The sequence below is a fragment of the Streptomyces sp. NPDC002680 genome, assembly GCF_042889145.1.
GTDB lineage: Bacteria > Actinomycetota > Actinomycetes > Streptomycetales > Streptomycetaceae > Streptomyces > Streptomyces adonidis.
This window is the reverse complement of the sequence record NZ_JBIAQP010000005.1, coordinates 264,424-290,255: the sequence shown is the minus strand read 5'-3', so window position 1 is coordinate 290,255 and position 25,832 is coordinate 264,424. Positions and strand designations below refer to the sequence as shown.

Below are 25,832 nucleotides of genomic sequence, written 5' to 3'. Positions count from 1 at the left end.
CCCGTCGGCGGATGTCACGATCCGTCGGCCTCCGGGGTCAGCGGATCGTGATGGTGATGGTCGACCCCTTGGCGGCGGTCTTGCCGCCCTTCACGGACTGCTTCTTCACGGTGTCGCCGAAGAGCCCGAGCAGCCCCCGGTCCTCGTCGACCTGGAACCCGGCCCCTTCCAGGGCCTCCTTGGCGTCGGCGACGCTGTCGCCCACGACATCCGGGACCTCGATCATCTCGGGGCCCTTGGAGATCGTGAGCGTGACCGTGTCGCCCTCGGCCGCCTCGGTGCCGCTCTCCGGTGACTGGACGGCGACCTGCCCCGCCTCGAACTCGTCCGAGGTGACGGTCCCGGTGGCGACCTCGACCTTGAGCCCGGCCTCCTCCAGCTCGGCCTGCGCGTCGGCGAGGGTCGCGCCGGTGACGTCGGCGACCTCCACCGGGCTGCCCTTGCTGACGACGAGGGCGACCGCTGAACCGGCGCGCCGCTCGGTGCCGGGATCGGGGTCGGTGCTGATCACGGAACCCCGGGGCACTTCCTCGCTGAACTCCCGGGTGACCCGGCCCGGCTCCAGCCCGGCCCGCTTCAGCTGGGCCCTGGCCTTGTCGAGGCGGTAACCGGCGAGCTGGGGCACCGGCACGGTCTCCGGCCCCAGGGAGACGGTGAGGTCCACGGAGTCGTTGTTCCGTATCCGGGCGCCGACCTCCGGGTCGGTGCTGATGACGGTGCCGCGCTCCACGGTGTCGCTGTAGGCCTCGTCGACCTTCCCGAGGTCGAGCCCGGCCTCCGCCAACCGAGCCTTGGCCTGGTCCTCGGTCTGCGCCAGCACCGCCGGGACCTGGGTGAACTGTCCGGAGTTGATGTACCAGACGCCCGCGCCCACCCCGAGGACGAGCAGCAGGGCGACGAGGATGGCGATGGGCGTACGCCGCTTCCGTGACCGCGGGGCCCGCCGGGAGGGCGGAGCGGCCTCCGGGGCGGCGACGGCACCGAGCCGACTGGTCCGGTTGACGTGCTGTCGCCGCTCGTCGACGGGGGGTTCGTCCTCGTTGACGGGCAGAGGCCGCTGTACGTTCAGGGCCCGCTGCACCGACACCGCGCGCGGGATGACGCTCGTCAGGTCCTCGGCGTTGTCGTGCCCCGAGGCGACGGCCTGCGGGGGTACGGCGTCCAGTTGCTCGGCGTCGAGCGAGCCGCGTGTCTCCAGGACCTGCGCGAGCAGCGCCACGGCGTCGTACGGGCGGATGTCGGCGTTGCGCGCGGTCGCCAGGGCGACCAGTTCGTCCAGCTCGAAGGCCAGTCCCGGGACGAGGGCCGACGGCGGCGGCACGTCCTCGTGCAGGTGCTTGTAGAGCACCAGCGCGGGGGAGTCGCCGTAGTGCGGCTGGTCGCCGGTCAGCATCTCGTAGAGGACGATGCCGCAGGCGTACACATCGACCCGGGGATCGGTGGTGCCGCTCTCGATCTGCTCGGGCGCGAGATAGGAGACGGTGCCCATGACGGCCCCGGTGGTGTTCGTCACCGTGTCCACGGCACGCACGAGCCCGAAGTCGGCGACCTTGACCCGACCGTCGTCCCCTATCAGGACGTTCTCGGGCTTCATGTCGCGGTGCACGAACCCGGCCCGGTGCGCGGCGCCGAGTGCGGCGAGCACGGGCTCCAGGATGTCGAGCGCGGCCCTCGGCTGGAGCGCGCCGCGCTCGCGCAGCACGTCACGCAGGGTGCACCCGGCGACGTACTCCATGGCGAGATAGACGTACGACCCGTCGGCGCCCTGGTCGAAGACCTGTACGACATTGGGGTGCGCGAGCCGGGCCACGGACTTCGCTTCCCGGATGAACCGCTCGACGAAGGACACGTCGGCCGCGAGCCCCGGATGCATCACCTTGAGGGCGAGCACACGGTCGAGACGGGTGTCCACGGCCCGGTAGACCGTGGCCATCCCGCCGACCGCGATCCGCGCGTCCACGCGATAGCGGCCGTCGAGCACCTGCCCGACGAGAGGGTCCTGAAGGGTCGTATCCACGCAGGTGAGTGTACGAGCCGCCGCTGACAACCCCACGGTTTCGGCCGGGAAAGCAGCGGGACTGAAGCCGACCTGTGACGCAGATCGCACGGGGCGGCCGCCGACGGCGAGGAACCCCCACAGGAGAGGTCCACTGGTTAACGGGCTGGAAACGGGTGGTGCGGGCGGGAAATCAAACGGAAGTGAAACCCCGGGTGCCTAAAAACCGGGCCGCTCAGGATCCAACCAGGCAACCCCAGCAACAGGAGACGAAGCCGAAGCAAAGTGCCGCCGAGGAATCCGCCCGGCCAGGTAGGCCAACCGCCCCGCGGATACCCCGTACCGCATCCCTTCCGCCATCAGCACAGGATCCTGCGCCCGGGTAACGGCCGACGCCAACATCACCCCCGCACACCCCAACTCCATCGCCAGAGCAACATCGGACGCGGTCCCGGCCCCCGCGTCCAGAATCACCGGCACACGCGCGTGCTCCACGATCAGCTGAAAGTTGTGCGGGTTACGAATCCCCAGCCCCGACCCAATAGGCGACCCGAGTGGCATAACAGCGGCACACCCCACGTCCTCCAACTTACGAGCCAGCACAGGATCGTCGTTCGTGTACGGCAACACCGTGAACCCGTCCTCCACCAACACCTCCGCCGCGTCCAGCAACTCGACCGGATCCGGCAACAGCGTCCGCTCGTCGGCGATGACCTCCAGCTTCACCACATCCGTACCGAGCGCCTCCCGCGCCAGCCGAGCCGTCAGCACGGCCTCCCCGGCGGTGAAGCACCCCGCGGTGTTGGGCAGCACCTGGATGCCGAGCCGCTCCAGCACCGACAGCACGGAGCCGTGCACCGAGGGATCGACGCGCCGCATCGCGACCGTCGTCAGCTCCGTGCCGGAGGCCACCAGCGCCCGCTCCAGCACATCGAGGCTGGGCGCACCCCCCGTACCCATGATCAGCCGGGACGTGAAGGACGTACCACCGAGGACAAAGGGATCGTCGGCCATGGTTCAGCCTCCTTGGACGGCGGTGAGGACTTCGACGCGGTCTCCCTCGGAGAGGCGGGTCGACGACCACCGCGCGCGCGGGACGACGGTTTCGTTGAGCGCGGCGGCCACTCCGGAGGGCGCCGCGGTGAGGGACTTCACCAGAACGTCGAGCGCGGTACCGGGGGAGACCTCGCGCGGCCGACCGTTGACCAGAACATTCATACGAGCTGCTCCATACGCTCCATGCGTACGCCGTCGAACCGCCGGGGAGTGAAGGCCCGCGCTTCGTCCGGCAGTTCACCGGTGACCAGCGCGTGCGCCAGCGCATCACCGGTGACCGGCGTCAGCAGCACCCCGTTCCGGTAGTGCCCCGTCGCCAGCAGCAGCCCCTCCAGCGCGGTCGGGCCGAGCAGCGGCGCATTGTCCGGGGATCCGGGACGCAGCCCGGCCCGCGTCTCCGTCAGCGGCAACTCGGTGATCCCGGGGACGAGTTCATGGGCGTCGCGCAGCAGCTCGTACACACCCCCCGCCGTGACCGTCGTGTCCCAGCCCAGCTCCTCGCTCGTCGCCCCGACGACCAGCTCGCCGTTCTCGCGCGGCACCAGATAGACCTGGCTGCCGCGCACCACGGCCCGCACGGTACGGCTCAGGAACGGCGCGTACCGCTCCGGCACGGTCAGCCGCAGCACCTGCCCCTTCACGGGCCGTACGGACGGCAGCACGGCCTCAGGGACCCCCGCGAGCCGCCCGCTGAGGCTGCCCCCGGCCAGCACGATCGATCCGGCGGCCAGGTCGTCGCCGTCGGAGTCCGTCACCGACACGGCCCGCCCCCGCCGTACGACGAGCCGCTCGGCCCACGTCCGGCGCAGCACCACCCCGGCCCGCCCGCACGCGTCCACCAGCGCCCCGGCCAGCCGCCGGGGGTCGATCTGGTGGTCCCCGTCCACCCGCAGCCCCCCGCGCACGCCCGGCGCGAGCATCGGCTCCAGGCGCCGGCATTCGCGCCCCGAGAGCCACTCCGACTCCAGGCCCGACCGCCGTTGCAGGGCGTGCAGTTCGCGCAGTTCGGCGCGGTCGTCGGCGTCGAGCGCGACGGCGAGGGTGCCGCAGCGGCGGTAGCCGAGGTCGCGGCCGGTCAGTTCGGTCAGCTCGGCCACGAAGTCCGGATAGCGACGGGCCGACTCCAGGTTCAGCCCGAGCAGGGTCTGTTCGCCGTGGTGCAGCTCCGTGACGGCGGCCAGCATCCCGGCCGCCACCTGAGCGGCCCCGCCGCCCGGCGCGGGATCCACGACGGTCGTGGCGAGCCCGCGCTGCGCGGCCCGCCAGGCCGTCACCAGCCCGATGATCCCGCCTCCGACGACAACGACGTCCGAGGTGTGTGTACGCGACATGGGCGTCCAGCCCCTCCCTTCGCCGGCATGACCCGGATCAGGTTCGTACGGTCGGAGGCCGCCAGCCTCCCTCTCAGCCCGGTCCGTCCGGGCTCCCGCGAGTGCTTACGCTGGCCACCCTAGCCCGCAGCGCATCGCACACGTAAGGGAGCCTCCGCCCATGGCCCGCTCGCTCGACGGTCTCGTCCTCGCCCCGGTCGAGGACCAGGCACCGGGTCAGGTCGGCACGCGAACCCGGTTCACCTACCACGAGAAGGACGGCGAGATCTGGGCCGAGTACGCGGGCGGCGACGTCGTACGCGGCCATCTCGTGGGGACGCGGGAAGGCGACCGTCTCGACTTCCGCTACGTGCAGTTGAAGCGGGACGGGACGACGTCCTCGGGCCACTGTGTCTCCGAGGTGCTCGAACTGCCCGACGGGCGGCTGCGGTTGTCGGAGACCTGGGAGTGGGAGTCGCAGCCGGGCAGCGGAACGAGCGTGGTGGAGCAGGTCGAGCAGGCGGGTGTGGAGTAGGTCACGGGCCGCGCCCACTGACTGACAATTTGTCAGTTGTCTATGGTGACCGGGTGAGCGAGCAGACGCAGGCACAGGGCACGCGGGGCGTGCCGCAGCCGCGGCGCGTGGTCGTCGTGGGCGCGGGCATGGCCGGGGTGCAGACCGCGGTGGCCCTGCGCGAGCAGGGTTTCACCGGCACCGTCACGCTGATCGGCGCCGAACCCCATCAGCCGTACGACCGGCCGCCGCTGTCCAAGGCCGTGCTGCTCGGCAAGGCGGAGGGCTCCGCCTTCGACGTCGACTTCGAGGCCCTCGGCATCGAACTGCTGCTCGGGCGCGAGGTGCTGGGCGTCCGCCCCGGCCCACACGAGCTGGACACCGCCGACGGGCCAGTGCCGTACGACGCCCTGGTCCTCGCCACCGGCGCCGAACCGATCCGGCTGCCGGGCACCGAGGGCGTCCCCGGAGTGCATCTGCTGCGCACCCTCGACGACGCCGAACGGCTGCGGCCCGTCCTCGCGCGCCAGCACGACATCGTGGTCGTCGGGGCCGGCTGGATCGGCGCCGAGTTCGCCACCGCCGCGCGCGAGGCGGGCTGCGCGGTCACCGTCGTGGAGGCCGCCGACCGGCCGCTCGCGGGCGCCCTGCCCGCCGAGGTGGCCGCGCCGATGGCCGCCTGGTACGCCGACAGCGGTGCCTCGCTGCGCACCCACGCGCGCGTGGCCCGCGTCGAGCCCGGCGCGGTGGTGCTCGACGACGGCTCGCGGCTGCCCGCGGGTGCCGTCGTCGTCGGCATCGGGGCCCGCCCGGCCACGGACTGGCTGACGGACTCGGGTGTCGCCCTGGGCGAGCACCGGGAGGTCGTCGCCGACGACCACCTGCGCACCTCCGCGACGGACGTCTACGCGGTCGGCGACTGCGCCTCCTTCCCTTCGGGAAGGTACGGCCGGCGCCTGCTGGTCCACCACTGGGACAACGCCCTCCAGGGACCTCGTACGGTCGCCGCGAACATCATCGGGGAGTCCCCGGAGGTCTACGACCCGGTCCCGTACTTCTGGTCGGAGCAGTTCGGCCGCTTCGTCCAGTACGTCGGCCACCACGGCTCCGCCGACACCACCCTGTGGCGCGGCGACCCGGCCGGCCCCGCCTGGACGGTGTGCTGGCTGCTGGCGGGTCGGCTGGTCGCCCTGCTGGCCGTGGGCCGCCCCCGGGACCTGGCCCAGGGGCGCCGCCTGATCGAGGCGGGCGCTCTCATGGACGCCGAGGCGCTGAGGGACCCGTCCCGGCCCCTGAAGGCGGCCACGGCATAGCGCGACGGGGGCTCGGCGGCACCGGAACGGCGCAGGTCGGAGGGGCCTGGCTTCCGACTGTCAGTGCGGGATGGCAGGCTTGTCCCGTGACCGAGATTGACGCAAAGATCGATGCTCTCGTCCCCGCCTGGCTCACGCTGCCCGACATCGCGGAAATCCTCGACATCGAGGTGACACGCGTCCGGCAGCTGGTCAAGGAGGGCCAAGTGATCGCCGTACGCCGTGGCGAGAACCGCGCGCTGCACGTCCCCGCCGCCTTCATCGACGGGACCGAGCAGAAGGTCGTCAAGGGCCTCACCGGCACCCTGACGCTCCTGCGGGACGACGGCTTCTCCGACGAAGAGATGCTGGAGTGGCTCTTCACTCCCGACCCCAGCCTGCCCGGCACCCCCGCGCAGGCCCTCAGCGAGAATCGCGGCACGGAGGTGAAGCGCCGCGCCCAGGCGCTCGCCGTCTGACCGGACCAGCCGTTCGGCGTACGGGCCGTGTCCCTGCGCCGCCACAGAGGGGCGCTCCCGGGGAGAACACCCCGGGGCGCGCCCATGGGGGGACCCACGTATGCCCGAGACGACCGACACCGTGCCCGGGGCGACCGCCGACGCCGACGCCGGCACCGCCCGCGCCCGGCTCGCCGACGCCCGGGTCTACCTCTGCACCGACGCCCGCCGCCGCCAGGGCGACCTGGCCGAGTTCCTGGACGCCGTCCTGGCCGCCGGGGTCGACATCGTGCAGCTGCGCGACAAGGGCATGGAGGCCGCCGAGGAACTGGACCACCTCCAGGTCTTCGCCGACGCCTGCGCCCGGCACGGCAGGCTCCTCGCGGTGAACGACCGCGCGGACGTCGCCCACGCCGCCCGTGCCGACGTACTGCACCTCGGCCAGGGCGACCTGCCCGTCCCGGCGGCCCGCGCGATCCTGGGCCCGGACGTGCTCATGGGCCGCTCCACGCACGCCGAGTCCGAGGCCGCGGCAGCCGCCGTCCAGGAGGGCGTCGACTACTTCTGCACGGGCCCCTGCTGGCCGACGCCCACCAAGCCGGGCCGCCACGCCCCCGGCCTCGACCTGGTCCGGTACACGGCCGGGCTGGCCACCGAGCGCCCCTGGTTCGCCATCGGCGGCATCGACCTGGGCAACCTGGACGAGGTGCTGACGGCGGGCGCCCGCCGGGTCGTCGTCGTACGGGCGATCACGGAGGCGGACGACCCGGGCGCGGCCGCGGCGGAGTTCGCCAAGCGGCTGCGTTCGTTGTAGGCGTTCGTCGCGAGGGTGTCCGAGGGGTGGACAACAAGACGACAATCAGGGCAAATTTCCGCCATCCGGTTGGGGGACCGCCGCCCCCTGACTAACCTGCGGGTATGGCCCTCGGAACCGCGTCCACCAGGACTGACCACGCGCGCACTGTGCGTGACATGCTCGCCTCCGGCAAGACCACGTTCTCCTTCGAGTTCTCGGCGCCGAAAACACCCAAGGGCGAGCGGAACCTGTGGAACGCGCTCAGGAGGGTCGAGGCGGTCGCCCCGGACTTCGTGTCCGTGACGTACGGCGCCGGCGGGTCGACGCGGGCGGGCACGGTCAAGGAGACCCAGCAGATCGTCTCCGACACGACGCTCACCCCGGTCGCCCACCTCACCGCGGTCAACCACTCCATCGCCGAACTGCGCAACATCATCGGCCAGTACGCCGACGCGGGCATCCGCAACATCCTTGCCGTGCGCGGCGACCCGCCCGGCGACCCGATGGCCGAGTGGGTACCGCACCCGAGCGGTCTGACGTACGCCGCCGAACTCGTGCGCCTCATCAAGGAGTCGGGCGACTTCTGCGTAGGTGTCGCGGCCTTCCCCGAGACGCACCCGCGCTCCCCGGACCGGGAGACGGACGTCACGCACTTCGTCGACAAGTGCCGGGCCGGCGCCGACTACGCGATCACCCAGATGTTCTTCCACCCGGAGTCGTATCTGCGGTTGCGTGACGCGGTCGCGGCGGCGGGTTGTCCGACCCCCGTCATCCCCGAGGTCATGCCCGTGACCAGCGTGCGGATGCTGGAGCGGTTGCCGCAGCTCAGCAACGCGGCGATCCCCTCGGCTCTGAAAGAGCGGATCCTCACAGCCAAAGACGACGCGGCGGCTGTACGCTCCATTGGCATCGAGTTCGCCACGGAGTTCTGCGCGCGACTGCTGGCCGAGGGAATCCCCGGACTGCACTTCATTACGCTGAACAACTCCACGGCATCGCTGGAAATCTACGAGAACCTGGGTCTGCACCACCCACAGCGGGCCTAGACCGGCCGCACCGGCGTACGACACACTGCGTAGCGGTCACTGGGAGAGGGGCGTACATGGGCTGGACGGTCCTCTACATCGCGTTCGGCGTCGTCGCGCTGTGGCTGCTCGGCGAAGTGCTGTTGCAGTACAAGGCGCGGCTGCGCTGGCGACTGCTGGCCTTCGTCGGCTTCCTCGGCGTGGTCCTCGGCGTGCTCATCCCGAACGTGTTGGTCATCGGTCTGGGCGCCGCGGCCTTCGCGGTCGGGCAGACCTACGTCACGCTGTCGTTCCGCAGCGGCTTCTCGGCCGGCTGGGCCGTCGCGGGCCGCCCGGGCTTCCTCGCGCGCTTCGGCAAGGGCAGGGACCGTGGCGAGGGGGAGTACAAGGACCCGAGCCTGGAGGTCTCCGACCTCGAAGCGTCCGAGGGCGCGTACGGACCGGGCAACGGCGCCGACACGGACTTCGCGGGCACCCCCGCCGACGGTTTCGGGAACGACGCCTACGACACCGGTGCCGGAACGTACCGCCAGGCCCAGGACTTCGACCGCGACTACGACCGGGACGACGTCTTCACCCCCGCCCGCACCGGTCGGCCCATGGCGGCCGACAGCACGGCCGTCTACGAACCGCAGCCCCTCCCCGACGACACGGGCTCGTACGGCATATACAGCGACGCGGCCTACGCGGCGGCGAACGGCCAGGACCAGTCCTACGCGGGCGCGGGCCAGGACCAGTCGTACGCGACGGCGGCCCAGGGCACCGACCAGAACTACGGGTACGACGGCTACACCGGCTACGACCAGCAGCAGTACGGCTACGACGCCTCGGGCCAGCAGCAGTACGCCGCCTACTCCGACCCGTACATCGGCCAGGGCTACGGCGGCAACTCGTACGACGCCGGCTACGACCAGCAGCAGTACGGCCAGCAGGGCTACACCCAGGACCAGTACGGCAACGCCGGCTACGGCGAGACCCCGGGGAACGGCGTCTGGGTCCCGCAGCAGCGCAACACCGACGACCCGCTGTACGGCGGTGAACTCCCGCCGGAGCAGCAGTACTACCAGGACAACGGCAACGGCCAGGGCAACGGCAACGGGCAGACGCACGGGAACGGGTACGACGAGCAGCAGTACCGCTTCTAGTACCGCTTCGTCTTCCAGTGCCGTTCCGCCCGCATCAGGGTGTCGGGGTCGGGTGCCAGTGGCTCACTGCGAGCCCCTGAAGCCCGGCCCTTCCACGATCAGTCCCGCCACCAGTGCGCCCGACATCCCCGCGTGCGGCAGCCCGCCCCCGGGGTGCGACCAGCCGCCCACGCGATACAGCCCCGGCAGCCGGGTGCTGTTGGCGGGACGCAGGAAGTCCCCCTTCCCGCCCGCGAGGGACGGTGCAGGAACGCCCCCGCAGAAGGCGCCCGTCTCGTCGACGCTCCGGCCGGGCGTGCGTATCTCCCGCCACAGGGCGCGTTCGCGCAGCCCGGGTACGGCCGCCTCGGCGGCTCCGACCACGAGGTCCGCGAACCGCTCGGCCGAGCCCTCCGCGACCCAGTCCCCCTTGGGCGGGGCCGTCGCCGTCAGGACCACGGACTCGTGCTCCTCGTCGGGCCGCAGTCCGGGATCGTCCGGCCGCAGCACGGTCACCGTGGGGTGCACCGGCCCGTTGCCCTCCCCGCTCACCCAGTCCAACTCGGCCTCCCGGTCGGACGCGTGCACGACCGTGCGATGCGCGGCACCCGCCTCCCGGGCCCCGCGCAGGGCCAGCAGCACGGTGAACCGGCCCGGCGACGGCGTCGATGTGTCGGGCATCACATCACCGTCCCCGTCGAGCGCGTGCTCCGTCAGCGCCCTCAGCCGTACGGGATCCACGCCCGCCACGACATGATCCGCCTCCGCGACCGTCCCGTCGGCCAGCTCCACGCCCGCCGCCCGGCCGTCCTTCTCGACGATCGCCGTGACCTCGGCGCCGAAGACGAACTCGACCCGCCGGGCCACGCACCGCTCGTACACCGCGCGCGCCAACTCCCGGACGCCGCCCCGGACGTACCAGGTGCCGAAGGCGTGCTCCATGTACGGCAGCACGGCCGCGCTCGCCGGGGTGTCCCGGGGATCGAGGCCGTACGCGAGGGCGTGGCTCTCCAGGAGAGCGGCCAGGCGCGGGTCGCGCAGCTCCCAGGCGCCGATCTCGGCGAGGGTGCCGGCCCGACGGGTGCGCAGCAGCCGCTTGTGGGGCACCGCCGGATAGGGCTCGCGCTCGGCCAGCACCTGCCAGTCGGTCCACAGGGGCTCCTCCAGCAGAGGCCTGCGGGTGCGGTCCCAGGCCTCGCGTGCCCTGACCAGGAAGTCGCCCCAGCGGTCGCCCGCCCCGGCCCCGAGAGCCGCGTCCAGGGTCTGGACGACGCCCGCGCGGGACGCGTTCGGCACGGAGACCGCCGTACCGTCCGGGAAGACGTGCCGTGCGGACGGGTCCACCTGGACCAGCTCGACGCACTCCTCCAGGGGCTGCTTGCCGGTCTTGACGAACAGGTCGCGGTAGACCGCGGGCAGGGTGAGCAGCCCGGGGCCCGTGTCGAAGGAGAAGCCGTCGCGTTCGAAGCGGCGCACCGCTCCGCCGTACGTCTCCCCACGCTCGTACACCGCCACCCGGTGGCCCGCGACGGCCAGCCGGACAGCGGCCGCCATCGCGCCCATGCCGGCGCCGATCACCGCAACTCGTGCCATGCCAGGGACTTTATCCGCCCCCACTGACAAGCCGTCTCTCCTCCCGCCGCTGGGCCCGGCGCCGCAGGAACCGTCTGATCCGGGAGACCAGGAAGAACAGCAGGGCCAGCCCGGCGAGCAGCAGCGTGCCCGCGATGATCGCCGCAGCCTCCGGGTGGAACATCGCGAACGTCACGATGCCGCCGACCCCGAGATCCTCGGCGAAGCTCACGATCACGTTGCTGAAGGGCTCCGGCGAGGTGTTGACCGCCATCCGCGTCCCGGCCTTGACCGCGTGGCTGGCCAGCGCCGTCGAACCGCCGATCGCGCCCGCCGCCAGATCGGACAGCGAACCGCTCTGCCCGGCCAGCAGCGCCCCGACGACGGCCCCGGAGACCGGCCGGATCACGGTGTGCGCCGCGTCCCACATCGAGTCCACGTACGGGATCTTGTCGGCGACCGCCTCGCACAGGAACAGCACGCCCGCCGCGACGAGCACCTCGGGGCGCTGCAGCGACTCGGGGACCTCGTCCGTCAGCCCGGTCGCGCCGAAGAAGCCGAGGAGCAGCACCACCGCGTACGCGTTGACACCGCTGGCCCAGCCGCTGGTGAAGACCAGAGGGAGTACGGACACGGAGGCGATCGTAACCAGTCGGCAACGACGCGTCCTGGGGGTGAGTGCGCAGTGCTGAGTACACGTACCTAGGACGAGAGATGAGTACGCGCACGGATGGGCCGCTACCTGCGGGAACGAGAGAGTGGAGCCACGGAAAAGGGCACGGCTCCGGTACCGCCGACACGGGGCGGCGGAACGGTGCCGGCGCCCTGGACCGCTCCTTCCGCCGATCTGTCGGCGGGAGCGAGACACCGGGGGACCCGGGGGAGCGACCGCACGGGGGCCAACGGGGGAACACGGGGGAACGGGGAAAACGGGGGAGCAGGAAGGAAGCGCCGGTTCGAGGTGGCCCGAGGGGGACGCGGCCACATCGGACCGGCGCTTTCCTGTGCGCCCAGATCCGATGTGCCCGACCCGCTTGCTCAGCGGTTGCCGCCGACCCGTCCCTGGAGCAGCCGGGACAGTGCCGAGTGGACGTCGTCCAGGGAGCGTTCCGGCTGGAAGGACTGCCAGTCCAGGGCGGCGACCAGGACCATGCCGACCAGGGCCGCAGCGGTCAGTGGGACGTCGATCTCGTCGCTCAGCTCGCCGCCCGCCACGGCCTCCCGCAGGACGCCCTCGACGACCGCAACCGCCTGCTGTCTGACCACCATCAGGGTCGACTGCCAGCTCCGGTTGGTGCGCCACAGCTCGGCCACGTAGAGCTGGGTGAAGGCCGGGTAGCGGCTGATGAATTCGAGCCCGGACCGGATCATCGCGTCCAGGGCGTCGACCTTGGTGCCGCCGTCCCGTTCGGTCCGCTCCGCTGCCTCCCGCAGGGAGGCGGTGAGGAGTTCCACGCCGTGCCGCAGCAACTCCTCGAAGAGGACGGACTTGCTGGCGAAGTTGTAGTAGACCGTGCCCTTGGCGACCCCGGCCCGCTCGGCGATCTCGTCCACCGTGGTGGCGGAGAAGCCCTGTTCGGCGATGAGCGTGACGGCGGCCTCGTAGAGCTTCTGCCGGGTGGCCTCGCGGCGCGTACTGCCGCCCGACGGGGTGCTGCTGCGTTCCATGGCCCTGATTCTCACAGGAACACCGGGCCCACGCTGACGAGACGTCACAGGCTCAGCTCCGGGTGCAGCCGGTCCAGGGTCCACACCTGCCTGCGCCGGGCCGACACGGCGGTCAGTGCCAGGGCGCCCGCCGTGAACGTGGCCAGCACGGCACACGCCTGCCACACCGGGCCGAGCCCACCGCCCGTGATGAGCCTGCGCAGGGCCTCGACGACGTAGCTCATCGGCATGAAGGGATGGATCGCGTTGAAGAAGTCGGGGCTGGTCTGCACGGGATAGGTGCCGCCCGCGGACGTCAACTGGAGCATCAGGAAGGCGAGTACGAGGATCCGGCCCGCCGCTCCGAAGCGTGCGTTCAGCCATTGGACGATCGCCGCGAAACACGCCGTGACCAGGAACAGGAAGCCCACCGTCCCGGCCGCCCGCACCATCTCCAGGCCGATCGCCCAGTGCAGTACGGACATCAGGGCCACGGTCTGGAGCACGCCCAGGGCGGCCACCGGCAGCCAGCCCGCCAGCGTGATGCGCCAGGCCGAGGAACCCGCGGCGAGCGCCCGCCGGTTGAGCGGCGGGATCAGCATGTAGGCGACCATCGCGCCCACCCACAGGGACAGCGGAATGAAGTACGGGGCGAACCCGGTGCCGTAGTTGGGCGCCTTGTGCAGGTCCTGGGAGGCGAGCTGGACCGGGTCGGACATCACCTCGGTGCGTGCGTCGCGGTCCTGACGGTCGTAGTCGGGGATCTGCGCGGCGCCGTCGTGCAGCCCGCCGGCGAGCTTCCCGGAGCCGTCGACGAGCTTGAACATGCCTCCGGAGAGCGTGTCCGCGCCCGCCTTGAGGTCCCCGACGCCCGTGTCCAGGGCGACCGCGCCGGACTTGGCGGTGGAGAGCCCGGTGTGCAGCTTCTTCGCTCCCGCGGCGACCTGTGCAGCCCCCTCGTTCAGCTCGTCGACCTTGCGGACGGCGTCGTCGAGGTCCTCGGAGAGACGCGGGGCGCGGTCGGCGAGCGCCTGGGCCTGCTTCTGGAGAGTGGCGAGGTGCTGGTCAAGTTTGTCCAGATCGCCGTTCTGGTCGGCGACCAGCGTGTTGACGTCGTCCGCGACCGTCGCCACGTCAGCCGCCGCCTGCCGGGCCTTCTTCAGGTCGGCGCACGCGGCGTCGGGCAGCACCGCGGTCACACAACGCGCCCTGTAGACCCCGTCCAGGGTGTCGGAGGCCGCGTGGGCGCCCTTGGCGGCGGCCGGGGCGGCCTTCACCAGGGTACCGAGGTTGCGCCGGACCGTACCGGCCGAGTCGGCGACCAGCTGAGCGGTGTCCCCAATGGTCTTCTCGTTGTCCCTGAGGAAGGGCCCCAGCCGGTCCGAGACCCCGTGGACCTTGTCGGCGAGCGTCCGCGTGCCCGCCGCGACCTGCCGTGAACCGTCGGCCAGATCGCCCGCGCCCGTGTCGAGCTTCTTCAGCCCCGTGACCAGCTTGCCGCTGCCCGCCTCGGCGTCCTTCAGCCCGTCGGCGAGGTCCTTGGACCCCTGCTCGGCCTTGTCGATGCCACCCGTGAGCGTGTCGGCGCCCTCGGCGGCCTTCACGGTCTCCCCGTGGATGTCGGAGAACGAGACGAAGATCCGGTCCAGGAACGACCGCGAGGCCTTGGTGGAGGCGGCCGTACGCACCTCGCCGAACACCGTCCGGGAGATCTGCCCGACGATGTAGTTGTTGGCGTCGTTCGTCCGCACCTGGAGCGCGCCCGTCTCCGGGGAGTCGCCCGAACTCGACGCGATCCGCGCGCTGAAGTCGGCCGGCATGGTCAGCGACAGGTAGTACGTGCCGTCCTCGACGCCCTCCCGGGCCTCGGCCGCGCTCACCTCGTGCCACTCGAAGGTGTCGCTGTCGCGCAGCCCCTTGACGATGTCGGCACCGGCGACGAGCTTCTTCCCGGAGACGCTCGCCCCCTTGTCGTCGTTCACGAGCGCCACAGGGATCCGGTCGAGCCTGCCGTACGGGTCCCAGAAGGACCACAGGTACAGGGCGCCGTACAGCAGCGGCAGCAACAGGAGCGAGGCAAGCGCCGCGCGCGGGAGCCTGCCCCGGCCGAAACGCCTCAGCTCAAGCGCGGCCAGTCGCGGGGAGCGCATCCACCGTCTCCTTCTCATGAGTCTCCGTCGGCTTCTCCTGCGGCGCCGTCGACACGACGACGGCCCCTTCGGGAGCCTCGCTGCACACCGCCACGACGGTCGTCCCGGCCTCGGCGAGGGACCGCAACAGCGCCCACACCTCGGCCCGTTCGGCGTCCGACAGCTTCAGGTCGGTGTCGTCCACACCCAGCAGCCGGGGCCGGCCGACCAGCGCCAGCGCCAGGGACAGCCGCAGCGCCTCCAGCCGCTCCAGATCGCGTACGGCGGTCCGGGAGCCCTTGGGCAGGGCCTCGCGGTCGAGACCGGCGGCCGTCAGCGCGGTGTCCACGCGCAGCCTCGCCTCGCCCGCCCGTTCCGCCCGTGGCCGCAGCAGCCCGCGCAGGGAACCGCCGAACCTGCGCTCCAGCAGCGCCCGTTCCCGCAGGTGCTCCCCGACGGTCAGGGCGGGGTCAAGGTCGGTGACACCGGGGACGTGCGCGAGCGCGCTCGCACGACGCACCGCCGCGAGCTGCTTGGGCAGGCTCCACCCGCCGACCGTGGTCGACCCCTCGGTGGCCCTCATCCGGCCCGTGAGCGCCAGCAGCAGGCAGGTGCGCCCGGATCCGGACGGGCCCTCCACCGCGATCAGCGAGCCGGGCTCCGCGTCGAAGGACACCTCACGGAACGCCCAGCCGCGAGGCCCCTTGAGCCCGAAGCCCCGGGTGGTCACCCCGAGCCCGTGCGGACCGTCCACGGTTCCCCCAATTTTCTGCGCCTTTTCTGCGCCGACTTTTTGAACTGACTGGTCAGTGCAAAAGCTAACCCGAACCTTCGATCGAAGCAAAAGACCAGGTCAGAACGGATTGTCAGTGGCATACCTCACGATGGGCACATACGGCACCTCCCGTCGGGACGGGCCGTCACACAGACGACAGGAGGTTCGTCATGGCCAGCTCGAACGCAGCCGCCGCCCGTCGGCGCCGCGCCCCCGGCCCTGCCCCCTCACTGACCGGACCGGCGGGCGACGTACACCCCGTGCTCCGCCGGGCCACGGCCCCGCCCGCCGCCCTCGACCTGCTCGCCCAGGCCCGCGCCGGACTCGACGAGGCGGCCGTCCTGGAGACCGCGAACGAGCGGTACGCCACCGCCCACCTCGCCGCCCTGCGCACCGCCGCCGCGGTGCTCGCCGCCCGGGGCCGCCCCGAACCCACCTCCAGGCGCCGCGCACGCATCCGCAGCGCCTGGGAGGTGCTCCCCGAGATAGCACCCGAACTCGCCGAGTGGAGCGTCCTGTTCGCCTCCGGCGCCCGCCGCCGCGCCCGCGCCGAGGCGGGCATCCAGGGCGCGGCCAGCAACCGCGACGCCGACGACCTGATACGCGACGTGGCGATGTTCCTGCGCCTCGTCGAGCGGATGCTCGTCCTCCAGCCGGTGCTTCCCCAGCCCCGCCAGGACCCGGAGACGCCCCCGGAGCCGGACCCGCGACAGGGAGGGGACCGGGGCGTCCCGGACGCGAGTTGAGCCGGATGACCGGGTATGCCGTCGGAGGCGATGCTGAACCGGATGCTTGCCCGCTGGCCGGTGCTACGACAGCCCCGCCAGGCACTGGAGACGCCCCGGCGCCAGGAGGGGGCGCGGCGTTTCGGACGTGGGGTGAGGCGGATGGCGCGGGGATGTCGTCCGGGGCGGTGCCGAGTGGATGCTCGTCCTCCCGGCCGGTGCTCCCACAGCCGCACCGCGACGCCGACGCACCCCCGGGACCGGGCCCCGCACGGGCAGGGGACAGGGGCGTCCCCGACGCGGGCTGAGACGGATGACCGGGTATGTCACCGGAGGCAATAAGGTGGGGAAGCCGCAGCCTTTCCGCAGCCCATCGGGGCCGGGAGGGCGCCCCGTTCGCTCCGCCGCACAAGCGGTGGCGCCGCGCCGAGGAGTCAACTGCCGTGTCGGACCCGATGCGCCCCCGCGCTTCTCTCCGGACCGCCGTGGTCTGGGAGGTTCTTCAGGACGCCCTGGAGCGGCAGGTCAAAACCACGGGGCGCGAGTCGCTGGACGTCCTCGACACCGGGGGCGGCAGTGGCAACTTCGCGGTGCCCGTCGCCCGCCTCGGCCACCGTGTCACCGTCGTCGACCCCAGCCCCAACGCGCTCTTCGCACTGGAGCGCCGGGCCGCCGAGGCCGGCGTCGCCGACCGCGTCCGGGGCGTCCAGGGCGACGCCCACGGCCTCTTCGACGTCGTCGAGCGCGGCGGCTACGACGCGGTGCTCTGCCACGGTGTCCTGGAGTACGTGGACGACCCCGCCGAGGGCGTCCGTAACGTCGTGGCCGCCCTGCGCCCCGAGGGCGTCCTCAGCCTGCTCGCCGCAGGCCTCGGCGGCGCCGTGCTCGCTCGCGCCCTCGCAGGGCACTTCAAGGAGGCCACGCGGGCGCTCGACGACCCGAACGGCCGCTGGGGCGAGAGCGACCCCGTACCCCACCGGTTCACCGCCGAACAGCTCACCGCGCTCGTCGAGGGCGCGGGCCTGAGCGTGGGCGCCGTGCACGGTGTGCGGATCTTCGCCGACCTGGTGCCCGGCGTCCTCGTGGACACCGAGCCGGGAGCCCTGGACGCCCTGCTGAAACTGGAGGCCGCGGCGGCCGAGCAGGCCGCGTTCCACTCCGTGGCCACGCAGCTTCATGTGCTCGGCGAGACGCCGGGTGCCGCCGAGGCCTGAGCCCCCCTCCGGTGGCGGACCGCTGATCAGGGGCTCGGCCGCACATGGAGTACGCCACAGGCCACCCGATCGGGCGCCCGGAGCCGTATGATCGAGGGAGACCGCTCGGCATGACGGGCCGGTTGCTGGGGAATGAACGCTTCAGCGAACCGGGACGGCCATGGCGGATTCCGGTTGCCAATTGGCGTAGAGGGGCGGGTTTCACGGGGGCGATTCCCTGCCTATCCTGAAGGGGACCCCCGGTCGCCCCGGCGACTGCACGATGAGGAGGACTCCGTGCCGCTCTCGGAGCACGAGCAGCGAATGCTTGAGCAGATGGAGCGAGCGCTGTACGCCGAAGACCCCAAGTTCGCGACAGCGCTTGAGGGAAGCGGGCTGCGCACGTACACCCGGCGACGGGTGTATCAGGCGGTCGCTGGATTCCTCGTGGGTATCGCGCTCCTCATGGCCGGAATGGTCGCACAGCAGATTTGGGTCAGCGTGGTGGGGTTCCTCGTCATGCTGGGCTGTGCGGTCCTGGCCGTGACAGGTTGGCGCAAGGCTCCCAAGCCGGGTGAACAGCCCGCCGCGGGTGCCGCCGCCCCCGGAGCCCCGCACGCTCGCCGACAGGGTCGGCAGCGGCGCTCCATGATGGACCGCATCGAAGAGCGCTGGCAGCGGCGCCGTGACGAACAGCAGGGTGGCCAGTAGCCCTTAGGGGTACTGAACCCGGCATCGTGACCGACCGCGAGACGTGAAATGGCCGGTGGCCCGAAACCTCAGGGGTTTCGGGCCACCGGCCATTTCCGGTCTCCGCGCCGTCAGCTGTGCTGACCCCATGGCTTGCGCAGGTTCGGCCTGGCCGCCGACGCGCGCTCACCGAGCGCCGCCAAGCGCGCCGACAGGGCCCACACCACTCGTACGGTCGAACGCGGGGCGAACATCGCACGCAGCTGCGTGCCCCGGCCCACCGTGGTGCGCAGGGCCTCGGTCACCCGGCGCACATCCTCCGCGAGCCCCGCCGTCGGGCGTGGAACCGGCGCGTACAGAACCTGCTCCACGGCGTCCGCGACCCGGTGCACCGCGTCCGCCGCCGGCGGATCGAGATGGCCCAGACGCACGATCCGGGCAGCCGCCTTGCGAGGCGTCTGAGACTCCTCCGGGCTGATGCCGAAGTCCCAGGCGGTGTCCGTCAGTTCCTGCCAGGCCGACAGGGCGTGGACCGCCGCGTCGGCCTCGCTGCGGCCGTGCGCCCCGAGCCGTACGGCCCGGATCCGCAGCCGCCACAGCATCGGCAACAGCAGCAGACCCACCAGGGCCAGCGCACCCAGCGTCCAGCCCAGCGCGGCCGACCACCAGCCGTCGTCGTCGCCCTGGCTCAGCGCCACCTGTGCGGACTCGCTCGCGCACCCGCCGTCCAGCCGCCGCTGCGCCGCCGTGCACGTCTCGCTCGCCGAGGCGGAGTCGGAGGGCGCAACGGAGGCGTTCTGGGAGGGCACGTCCGGGTCCGGGATGGTGCTGCCCGGTGCCTGGGACTGCGTGTACTCGGGCACCGAACCCCGGGTCGGGGTCGGCTCGAAACGGGTCCAGCCGACGCCCTCGAAGTACAGCTCGGGCCAGGCGTGCGCGTCGCGCAGCCCCACCGACACCGTGCCGTCCGGCTCCGGCGTGCCCGGCGCGAAGCCCACCGCGACCCGGGCCGGAATGCCCAGCGTGCGGGCCATCGACGCCATCGCGAAGGAGAAGTGGACGCAGAAGCCCTCCTTGTCCCGCAGGAACTTCGCGATCGCGTTGGAGCCGCTGCCGACCTGCACCTGGGTGTCGTACCGGAAGCCACCGCTCACCGAGAACCAGTCCTGGAGCTTGACCGCCTGCTCGTAGGCGTTCGTCGAACCGGCGGTGACCTCGCGCGCGGTGCGCGCCACGATCGCCGGCAGCGACTCCGGGACCTGAGTGAACTCACGCACCAGCGCCGGGTCGGGCTCCGGCGCCTCGGCGAGCTGCTCCGCGGTCGGCTGCACGTCCAGGCTCGTCACCGTGTACCGCGCACCACGCGTGTTCTGGCCGTGGTCACCGACGAGGGTGCGGCCCACCGGCTCGAAGCGCCAGCTGCCGTCGATCTTCACCCCGGTCGCGGGATACGGCATCGGCAGCCAGTCCTGGGCGTACCAGTCCGCCGCCGAGATCGTGGTCGTGATCTCGGTGCGCCGCACGTCCGCGCTGAGGCCGAGCGGGGTCGGGAACTTGTCCGGCACATCCTGGATGTGCCGCTGGGACGGCTTCCACGCGGTGCCGTCGAAGGAGTCGAGCGAGACGATCCGCAGATACAGGTCCTGGGTGTCCTCGGTGCTGTTGCGCACCGACATGACCTGGCGGTCCTCGTCCACGTTCAGGCTGTCGCGCAGCGACACCAGCGGGTTCACCGCGGAGATCGTGCCGCCGCCTCCGCTGCCCGTGCCCACACCGGTCCCGGTGGCGTCCAGCAGCCCGCCGTCGAGCGAGGGCAGCGCCAGCGGCACCACCAGGGCGACACCCAGCGCGACCGCGCCGATCCGCCGTCCCGTGCGTACGGGGGCGATCGCGCCGCCGGACGACTGCTCGCCCGGGGCGCGTGGCGCGCCGCCGAAGACCCGGCCCCACTGCGACAGCCGGTCCCGGCCCTCGGCCAGCAGCAGCATCAGATAGCCCGCCGCGGCCAGCAGGAACCACAGCCAGGCACCGCCGCCGTCGGCCAGCCCGGCCGCGACGGAGTACAGCGCGAGCAGCGGCAGCCCGGCCGGAGCGGCGGCCCGGAACGTCACCGCGAGGGTGTCCACCGCGAGCCCGATCAGCAGCACACCGCCGACCAGCATCAGGCGTATGCCGTCGGACAGCGGCGCCGGGATCGCGTACCGCCCGACGTCCTCCGTACCGGTCTGGAGCAGCGTGCCGAACTGCTGGAAGGCTTCGGGGCCGGGGATCAGGCCGAAGAACGCCTGCTCCCGGACGAAGACCAGGGTCATCAGGAACAGGGTGACGAGCAACTGCGCCGCCACCGTCAGCGGCCAGGCCAGCGGCACCCGCCGGGCCCCCGCACCGACGACCGTCTGCACGCCCAGCAGGAAGGCCACCTGAAGCAGCCAGCTCACGTCGTCGACCAGCGGCAGCAGGGCACACCCCGCCAGCATGGTGGCCACCCAGGCGCACAGCGCCAGTCGTGCGCGCCCGCTCATGACCGTCCCTCCCCGCCACCGACCACGCCGAGACCAGAACGCTCCCGGTCCGCCTGGCGCCACAGGTCGCTCATCGCGGCCCCTCGCGGCACCCGTACCGCCGTCCAGCCCGCCTCGCGCAGCATCCGCAGCGACTCCTCGCCCGGGTCCTCCGGACCCGGCACATCGTTGGGTTCGCGCACCCAGGTCTCACTGTCCAGCACGAAGGCGACCGCTCCGCCGCTGCGCTGACGCATCTTCGCGGCCACCTGGGCCTGCTCCTCGTCGAGGTCGCCGAAGAAGGCCATCAGCAGTCCCTCACCGCCGCCGCGCAGCACGTCGTACGCGCGGGAGATGTCCATGCCGTCCGAGTGGTCGATCACCGCGAGCGTGTCCATCATCAGCCCGGCCGCGTCCGCCGACTCCTGGCTGGCGCCCGCGAAACCCTCACCGCCCTCGCCGGGCACGGAGTTGCCCGTGTCCGTCAACAGCCGTACGGAAAAGCCCCGTTCGAGCATGTGGACCAGGACGGACGCGGCGCCCGAGACCGCCCACTCGAAGGCCGAGTCCGGGCCCGCGCCCAGATAGGCGATGCCCCGGGTGTCGAGGAGCATCGTGCAGCGGGCGCGCTGCGGCTGCTCCTCGCGGCGCACCATCAGCTCGCCGTAGCGGGCGGTGGAGCGCCAGTGCACGCGGCGCAGGTCGTCGCCGTAGCGGTACCCGCGCGGGATCACGTCGTCCTCGCCGGCCAGTGCGAGCGAGCGCTGCCGTCCCTCGCCGTACCCCTTGGCCTCGCCGGTCAGCCGCACCGGCGGCAGGGCCTCCACGCGCGGGATGACCGTCAGGGTGTCGTACGTCGAGAAGGAGCGGGTCAGCTCGCACATGCCGAACGGGTCGGTCAGCCGCAGCTGGAGCGGGCCCAGCGGATAGCGGCCCCGCAGATCGGAGCGGACGCGGTAGGACACCTCGCGGCGCCCGCCCGCCTCCACCCGGTCCAGGACGAACCGGGGGCGCGGACCGAGCACGTACGGCACCCGGTCCTGGAGCATCAGCAGGCCCGTGGGCAGCCGCGAGACGTTGTCCATGCGGAGATGGACCCTGGCCTCCTCGGCGGCGGGCACGCGCGCGGGGGAGAGCCTGCGGCTGCCCGCCACCCGGTAGCGCGTGCGGTACAGGACGGTCGCGCAGACCAGCGGCAGTACGGAGAGCAGCAGCCCCACCCGGAGCAGATCGCTCTGCCCCAGGACGTACGCGCAGATGGCGGCGGCGACTCCGGCGGCCAGGAAGGAGCGCCCACGGGTGGTGAGACCGGCCAGCGCCGTGCGCACCCCGCCCTTGTCGCCCTTGTCGTCGTCCTCCGGGTGCCCCGGGGCGCCTGCGCTCATCCAAGCCTCCGGGGCGGCTGCTGCCCGAAGTCGGGCGCCGAGCGGCCCATGCCGAAGCCGCTCTGCTGCTGGGGCGCCGCCGGTACCGCGGTGCGCTGGAGGATCTCCTGGACGACCTGTTCGGACGTCCGGCGGTTCAGTTGGGCCTGGGCGGTGGGCAGCAGGCGGTGGGCGAGGACGGCCACGGCGAGGGCCTGGACGTCGTCCGGCAGCGCGTACTCCCGGCCGCTCAGGGCGGCGGACGCCTTCGCGGCGCGCAGCAGATGCAGCGTCGCGCGCGGCGAGGCGCCGAGTCTGAGGTCGGGGTGGTTGCGCGTGGCGCCGACCAGGTCCACGGCGTACCGCCGGACCGAGTCCGCGACATGGACGTTGCGGACGGCCTCGACCAGTTTCACGATGTCGTGCGCGTGGGCCACCGGCTGGAGGTCGTCCAGCGGTGAGACACCGCCGTGGACGTCCAGCATCTGGAGTTCGGCCTCGGCGCTCGGGTAGCCGATGGAGACGCGGGCCATGAAGCGGTCGCGCTGTGCCTCGGGGAGCGGGTAGGTGCCCTCCATCTCGACCGGGTTCTGGGTGGCCACCACCATGAAGGGGCTGGGCAGTTCGTAGGTCGTCCCGTCGATGGTGACCTGGCGTTCCTCCATGGACTCAAGCAGCGCGGACTGGGTCTTCGGCGAGGCACGGTTGATCTCGTCGCCGATCACGATCTGCGCGAAGATCGCCCCCGGTTTGAACTCGAAGTCGCGGCGCTGCTGGTCCCAGATGGACACACCCGTGATGTCCGAGGGCAGCAGGTCCGGCGTGAACTGAATGCGCCGCACGGAACAGTCGATGGACTTGGCCAGCGTCTTCGCCAGCATGGTCTTGCCGACGCCAGGGACATCCTCGATCAGAAGATGCCCCTCGGCGAGCAGCACGGTCAGCGAAAGCCGTACGACCTCAGGCTTGCCCTCGATCACTCCCTCCACCGAACTGCGGACTCGCTCCACAGTGGCGGTCAGATCAGTGAGGCTCGCTCGATCGTCATAGGTCGTCACACGGCCCTCCTAGGCCCGTTCTTTCTCCGGGCCGACGCGCTGCGATGCGGACCGGCCCACCCCGAAACACGGACGGCACGCGGGAGAAGTTCCGCGTGACGCCACACCCGCATTCTTGTTGCCGTTACCGGTTCGTGTCACTCGCCTGTGGATAACTGGCAGGGCTATGTCTGGTTTTCCGGCCTTTTCGGCCCTGAAGTGCAGGGTAAATTTCGTAGAGACATACGTAAGGATGCGCGTTCCGGTTCGGTTACGCGGGGTCGATCTCGCGCAGCAGGCCCGACTTCACGTCGAAGACGAAGCCGCGGACGTCGTCGGTGTGCAGCAGGAACGGGTTGGTGCGCACGCGCTGCATCGACTGCCGTACGTCCTGGTCGACGTCCCGGAAGGCCTCGACCGCCCACGCGGGACGCTGGCCGACCTCGACCTCCAGCTCGTGCCGGAACTCCTCGGTGAGGGACTCCAGGCCGCAGCCGGTGTGGTGGATGAGGATGACGCTGCGGGTGCCGAGCGCCCGCTGGCTGATGGTCAGGGAGCGGATCACGTCGTCGGTCACCGCACCGCCCGCGTTACGGATGGTGTGGCAGTCGCCCAGCTCCAGGCCGAGCGCGTCGTGCAGGTCGAGACGGGCGTCCATGCAGGCCACCACCGCCACCCGGAGCACCGGACGGGCGTCCATCCCCGGGTCGGTGAAGGCGGCGGCATAGCGCTCGTTGGCCTCGACGAGACGGTCGATGACGGTGCCCTCGGTGCGTATGGCGCCTTCGGGTCCGGTGGGAACTGATGCGGAAGTCGTCATAACCATGACGGTACTGGTCACGGCCCTTCCGGGCCCGCTGTGAGAGGGGACAAAGAACATCAATGAGCGTTGTTGTGAGGTAACCCACACGGGTGGTGCGAGTGTACCCGTACGGGTGATTGCTGGCGATTTACGGCTTCGGTGGACAGGTTGCCGCGACGCGCAGGCCGGTTGATTGACCGGCAGTCACCGTGGACTAAAGTGACGCGAAGTTTGATTTCCCGCGTGCGCGGCGCGTACGTATGGCTGGCCGTGCCGGACCTGAGAGGGCCCCTTGAGCCAGAGTCGACACGTCCCGGTGATGCTCCAGCGGTGCCTGGACCTGTTGGCCCCCGCACTGGAGCGGCCCGGAGCGGTCGTCGTCGACTGCACCCTCGGCCTCGGCGGCCACAGCGAGGCGCTCCTCGCCCGTTTCCCCGAGGCCCGGCTGGTCGCCCTCGACCGCGACAAGGAGGCACTGCGCATCTCCGGGGAGCGGCTCGCCCCCTTCGGCGAGCGGGCCGAGCTGGTGCACGCGGTGTACGACGAGCTGCCCGACGTACTCGACCGCCTGGGTCTGCCGAAGGTCGACGGGATCCTCTTCGACCTCGGGGTCTCCTCCATGCAACTCGACGAGGCCGACCGGGGGTTCGCCTACGCCCAGGACGCGCCGCTCGACATGCGCATGGACCAGACGACCGGGATCAGCGCCGCCGAGGTCCTCAACACCTACCCCGCCGGTGAACTCGTCCGGATCCTCAGGGCGTACGGCGAGGAGAAGCAGGCCAAGCGGATCGTCTCCGCGGTCGTGCGCGAGCGTGACAAGGAGCCGTTCGGCAACAGTGCCCGGCTGGTCGAACTGATCCGCGACTCGCTGCCGCAGGCCGCCAAGCGCACCGGCGGAAACCCCGCCAAGCGCACCTTCCAGGCGCTGCGCATCGAGGTCAACGGTGAACTGACCGTCCTGGAACGGGCGATCCCGGCTGCGGTGAAGGCCCTCGCCGTCGGCGGACGGATCGCCGTCCTGTCGTACCACTCGCTCGAAGACCGGCTGGTCAAGCAGGTGTTCGCGGCCGGCGCCGCCAACACCGCGCCCCCCGGACTGCCCGTCGTGCCGGAGCGTTACCAGCCGCGGCTCAAGCTGCTCACCCGTGGTGCCGAACTTCCCACCGAGGAAGAGGTCGCCGAGAACCGGCGAGCCGCCCCGGCGCGACTGCGCGGGGCCGAGCGCATCAGGGAGGACACCGAGTGAGCCGAGGGGACTGTGAGTGAGTAGGAATCCCGAGCTGAAGGGCCGGGCCGCCCGGCTCGCGCGGCTCTTCCCCGCGGGGCCGGGGCAGGCCGCCCGTACCCCCTTCGTCCTGCTCGTCGTCTTTCTGCTGGGCGGGGGTCTCATCGGGCTCCTCGTGCTGAACTCCGCGCTCAGCGAAGGCGGGTTCCGCCTCGACGACCTCCAGAAGGACACCAAGAGCCTCACCGACGAGGAACAGGCCCTCCAGCGCGACGTGGACGCCTACGCCGCGCCCGACGCCCTCCAGCGCCGGGCCAGGGAACTCGGCATGGTGCCCGGCGGCGACCCGGCCTTCCTGAACCCCGACGGCACCGTCAAGGGTGTCCCGAGCCCGGCCGAGCAGGCGGCGCTGCGGATCCCCGAGGTGGTCCCGCCCGAGGCGATCGTGCCCGAGCCTGTGCCCAGCCCGACGCCGACCGCTACTCCGAGCCCTGCGCCGACGCCTACGCCTACGCCGACCCCCTCCGTGTCGGTGTCCGCCGCGCAGGTCCCCGTAGCCACCCCCACCCTCCCCTCCACGACCCCCGGCAGGTGACGG

The 25,832-nt window shown here is 71.8% G+C and carries 24 protein-coding genes and 1 riboswitch; of the genes, 11 read left to right on the top strand and 13 right to left on the bottom strand.

All coding sequences use genetic code 11. From position 1 onward, the window contains the following. Nucleotides 1–37: 37 nt before the first annotated feature. From pknB to thiO, 4 genes are all read right to left on the bottom strand, one after another. Entirely contained in the window at nucleotides 38–2,017 is a 1,980-nt protein-coding gene (gene pknB / locus ACFYXF_RS16040) for a Stk1 family PASTA domain-containing Ser/Thr kinase (protein WP_389350173.1), read from the bottom strand. Between the two features lie 198 nt (nucleotides 2,018–2,215). Next, nucleotides 2,216–3,010: a thiazole synthase gene (locus ACFYXF_RS16035; protein WP_389350172.1), complete on the bottom strand. Its 795-nt coding sequence runs from the start codon at nucleotides 3,008–3,010 to the stop codon at nucleotides 2,216–2,218. 3 nt (nucleotides 3,011–3,013) lie between these two features. Beyond that, nucleotides 3,014–3,214 (bottom strand): sulfur carrier protein ThiS, encoded by a 201-nt coding sequence (gene thiS / locus ACFYXF_RS16030; RefSeq protein WP_389350171.1) that lies wholly within the window; start codon nucleotides 3,212–3,214, stop codon nucleotides 3,014–3,016. Further along, complete coding sequence (gene thiO, locus ACFYXF_RS16025) at nucleotides 3,211–4,383, bottom strand: glycine oxidase ThiO (RefSeq protein ID WP_389350170.1); 1,173 nt, start codon at nucleotides 4,381–4,383, stop codon at nucleotides 3,211–3,213. Before thiO ends, thiS begins: the two co-directional genes overlap by 4 nt. Further along, nucleotides 4,381–4,492, bottom strand: a riboswitch (TPP riboswitch). It overlaps the preceding gene by 3 nt. A gap of 51 nt (nucleotides 4,493–4,543) precedes the next feature. On the opposite strand from thiO, the gene ACFYXF_RS16020 reads away from it, so the two are divergent. The 6 genes from ACFYXF_RS16020 (at nucleotide 4,544) to ACFYXF_RS15995 (ending at nucleotide 9,592) form a co-directional block, all read left to right on the top strand. Continuing rightward, complete coding sequence (locus ACFYXF_RS16020; RefSeq protein ID WP_389350169.1) at nucleotides 4,544–4,897, top strand: hypothetical protein; 354 nt, start codon at nucleotides 4,544–4,546, stop codon at nucleotides 4,895–4,897. Nucleotides 4,898–4,950: 53 nt separating this feature from the next. Continuing rightward, nucleotides 4,951–6,189, top strand: coding sequence for an NAD(P)/FAD-dependent oxidoreductase (locus ACFYXF_RS16015; protein ID WP_389350168.1), 1,239 nt, complete (start codon nucleotides 4,951–4,953; stop codon nucleotides 6,187–6,189). A gap of 86 nt (nucleotides 6,190–6,275) precedes the next feature. Then, nucleotides 6,276–6,647 (top strand): Rv2175c family DNA-binding protein, encoded by a 372-nt coding sequence (locus ACFYXF_RS16010; RefSeq protein WP_369035382.1) that lies wholly within the window; start codon nucleotides 6,276–6,278, stop codon nucleotides 6,645–6,647. Between the two features lie 100 nt (nucleotides 6,648–6,747). After that, nucleotides 6,748–7,440 carry a thiamine phosphate synthase gene (gene thiE, locus ACFYXF_RS16005; RefSeq protein WP_389350167.1) on the top strand — a complete coding sequence of 231 codons (693 nt, stop codon included), beginning with the start codon at nucleotides 6,748–6,750 and terminating at the stop codon, nucleotides 7,438–7,440. Between the two features lie 104 nt (nucleotides 7,441–7,544). Further along, the gene (gene metF, locus ACFYXF_RS16000) at nucleotides 7,545–8,468 is read left to right on the top strand and encodes a methylenetetrahydrofolate reductase [NAD(P)H] (protein ID WP_389350166.1); all 924 of its coding nucleotides are present in this window, start codon (nucleotides 7,545–7,547) and stop codon (nucleotides 8,466–8,468) included. A gap of 56 nt (nucleotides 8,469–8,524) precedes the next feature. Beyond that, a complete protein-coding gene (locus ACFYXF_RS15995) occupies nucleotides 8,525–9,592 on the top strand; it encodes a hypothetical protein (RefSeq protein WP_389350165.1) in 1,068 nt (355 codons plus the stop codon). Nucleotides 9,593–9,655: 63 nt separating this feature from the next. Here the strand turns inward: ACFYXF_RS15995 and ACFYXF_RS15990 are convergent, their stop codons facing one another. The 5 genes from ACFYXF_RS15990 to ACFYXF_RS15970 form a co-directional block, all read right to left on the bottom strand. Continuing rightward, nucleotides 9,656–11,164, bottom strand: a complete 1,509-nt coding sequence (locus ACFYXF_RS15990) for a phytoene desaturase family protein (RefSeq protein WP_389350164.1) — start codon at nucleotides 11,162–11,164, stop codon at nucleotides 9,656–9,658. Nucleotides 11,165–11,174: 10 nt separating this feature from the next. After that, entirely contained in the window at nucleotides 11,175–11,777 is a 603-nt protein-coding gene (locus tag ACFYXF_RS15985) for a DUF4126 domain-containing protein (RefSeq protein WP_389350163.1), read from the bottom strand. Nucleotides 11,778–12,181: 404 nt separating this feature from the next. Further along, the gene (locus tag ACFYXF_RS15980; protein WP_389350162.1) at nucleotides 12,182–12,811 is read right to left on the bottom strand and encodes a TetR/AcrR family transcriptional regulator; all 630 of its coding nucleotides are present in this window, start codon (nucleotides 12,809–12,811) and stop codon (nucleotides 12,182–12,184) included. A gap of 44 nt (nucleotides 12,812–12,855) precedes the next feature. Beyond that, a complete protein-coding gene (locus ACFYXF_RS15975) occupies nucleotides 12,856–14,940 on the bottom strand; it encodes a YhgE/Pip family protein (RefSeq protein ID WP_389350161.1) in 2,085 nt (694 codons plus the stop codon). Next, on the bottom strand, nucleotides 14,912–15,673 hold the full coding sequence (locus tag ACFYXF_RS15970; protein ID WP_389350160.1) for an ATP-binding cassette domain-containing protein: 762 nt from the start codon (nucleotides 15,671–15,673) through the stop codon (nucleotides 14,912–14,914). Before ACFYXF_RS15970 ends, ACFYXF_RS15975 begins: the two co-directional genes overlap by 29 nt. 191 nt (nucleotides 15,674–15,864) lie before the next feature. Between ACFYXF_RS15970 and ACFYXF_RS15965 the strand changes: the two genes are divergently transcribed. The 3 genes from ACFYXF_RS15965 (at nucleotide 15,865) to ACFYXF_RS15955 (ending at nucleotide 18,323) form a co-directional block, all read left to right on the top strand. Next, nucleotides 15,865–16,440 (top strand): SAV_6107 family HEPN domain-containing protein, encoded by a 576-nt coding sequence (locus ACFYXF_RS15965; RefSeq protein ID WP_389350159.1) that lies wholly within the window; start codon nucleotides 15,865–15,867, stop codon nucleotides 16,438–16,440. Between the two features lie 422 nt (nucleotides 16,441–16,862). Further along, a complete protein-coding gene (locus ACFYXF_RS15960) occupies nucleotides 16,863–17,633 on the top strand; it encodes a methyltransferase (RefSeq protein ID WP_389350158.1) in 771 nt (256 codons plus the stop codon). A gap of 276 nt (nucleotides 17,634–17,909) precedes the next feature. Next, on the top strand, nucleotides 17,910–18,323 hold the full coding sequence (locus ACFYXF_RS15955; protein ID WP_369035393.1) for a DUF3040 domain-containing protein: 414 nt from the start codon (nucleotides 17,910–17,912) through the stop codon (nucleotides 18,321–18,323). 110 nt (nucleotides 18,324–18,433) lie between these two features. Here ACFYXF_RS15955 and ACFYXF_RS15950 read toward each other — a convergent pair whose 3' ends face one another. From ACFYXF_RS15950 to ACFYXF_RS15935, 4 genes are all read right to left on the bottom strand, one after another. After that, on the bottom strand, nucleotides 18,434–20,824 hold the full coding sequence (locus tag ACFYXF_RS15950; RefSeq protein ID WP_389350157.1) for a DUF3488 and DUF4129 domain-containing transglutaminase family protein: 2,391 nt from the start codon (nucleotides 20,822–20,824) through the stop codon (nucleotides 18,434–18,436). Continuing rightward, nucleotides 20,821–22,188, bottom strand: a complete 1,368-nt coding sequence (locus ACFYXF_RS15945; RefSeq protein WP_389350156.1) for a DUF58 domain-containing protein — start codon at nucleotides 22,186–22,188, stop codon at nucleotides 20,821–20,823. Before ACFYXF_RS15945 ends, ACFYXF_RS15950 begins: the two co-directional genes overlap by 4 nt. Beyond that, entirely contained in the window at nucleotides 22,185–23,225 is a 1,041-nt protein-coding gene (locus ACFYXF_RS15940; protein WP_389350155.1) for an AAA family ATPase, read from the bottom strand. The genes ACFYXF_RS15945 and ACFYXF_RS15940 overlap by 4 nt, the downstream gene beginning before the upstream one ends. 250 nt (nucleotides 23,226–23,475) lie before the next feature. Then, nucleotides 23,476–24,024 (bottom strand): beta-class carbonic anhydrase, encoded by a 549-nt coding sequence (locus tag ACFYXF_RS15935; protein WP_389350154.1) that lies wholly within the window; start codon nucleotides 24,022–24,024, stop codon nucleotides 23,476–23,478. A gap of 274 nt (nucleotides 24,025–24,298) precedes the next feature. On the opposite strand from ACFYXF_RS15935, the gene rsmH reads away from it, so the two are divergent. Continuing rightward, nucleotides 24,299–25,255 (top strand): 16S rRNA (cytosine(1402)-N(4))-methyltransferase RsmH, encoded by a 957-nt coding sequence (gene rsmH, locus ACFYXF_RS15930; protein ID WP_389350153.1) that lies wholly within the window; start codon nucleotides 24,299–24,301, stop codon nucleotides 25,253–25,255. Nucleotides 25,256–25,271: 16 nt separating this feature from the next. After that, nucleotides 25,272–25,829 (top strand): septum formation initiator family protein, encoded by a 558-nt coding sequence (locus ACFYXF_RS15925; RefSeq protein ID WP_389350152.1) that lies wholly within the window; start codon nucleotides 25,272–25,274, stop codon nucleotides 25,827–25,829. The last annotated feature ends 3 nt before the right edge of the window (nucleotides 25,830–25,832 follow it).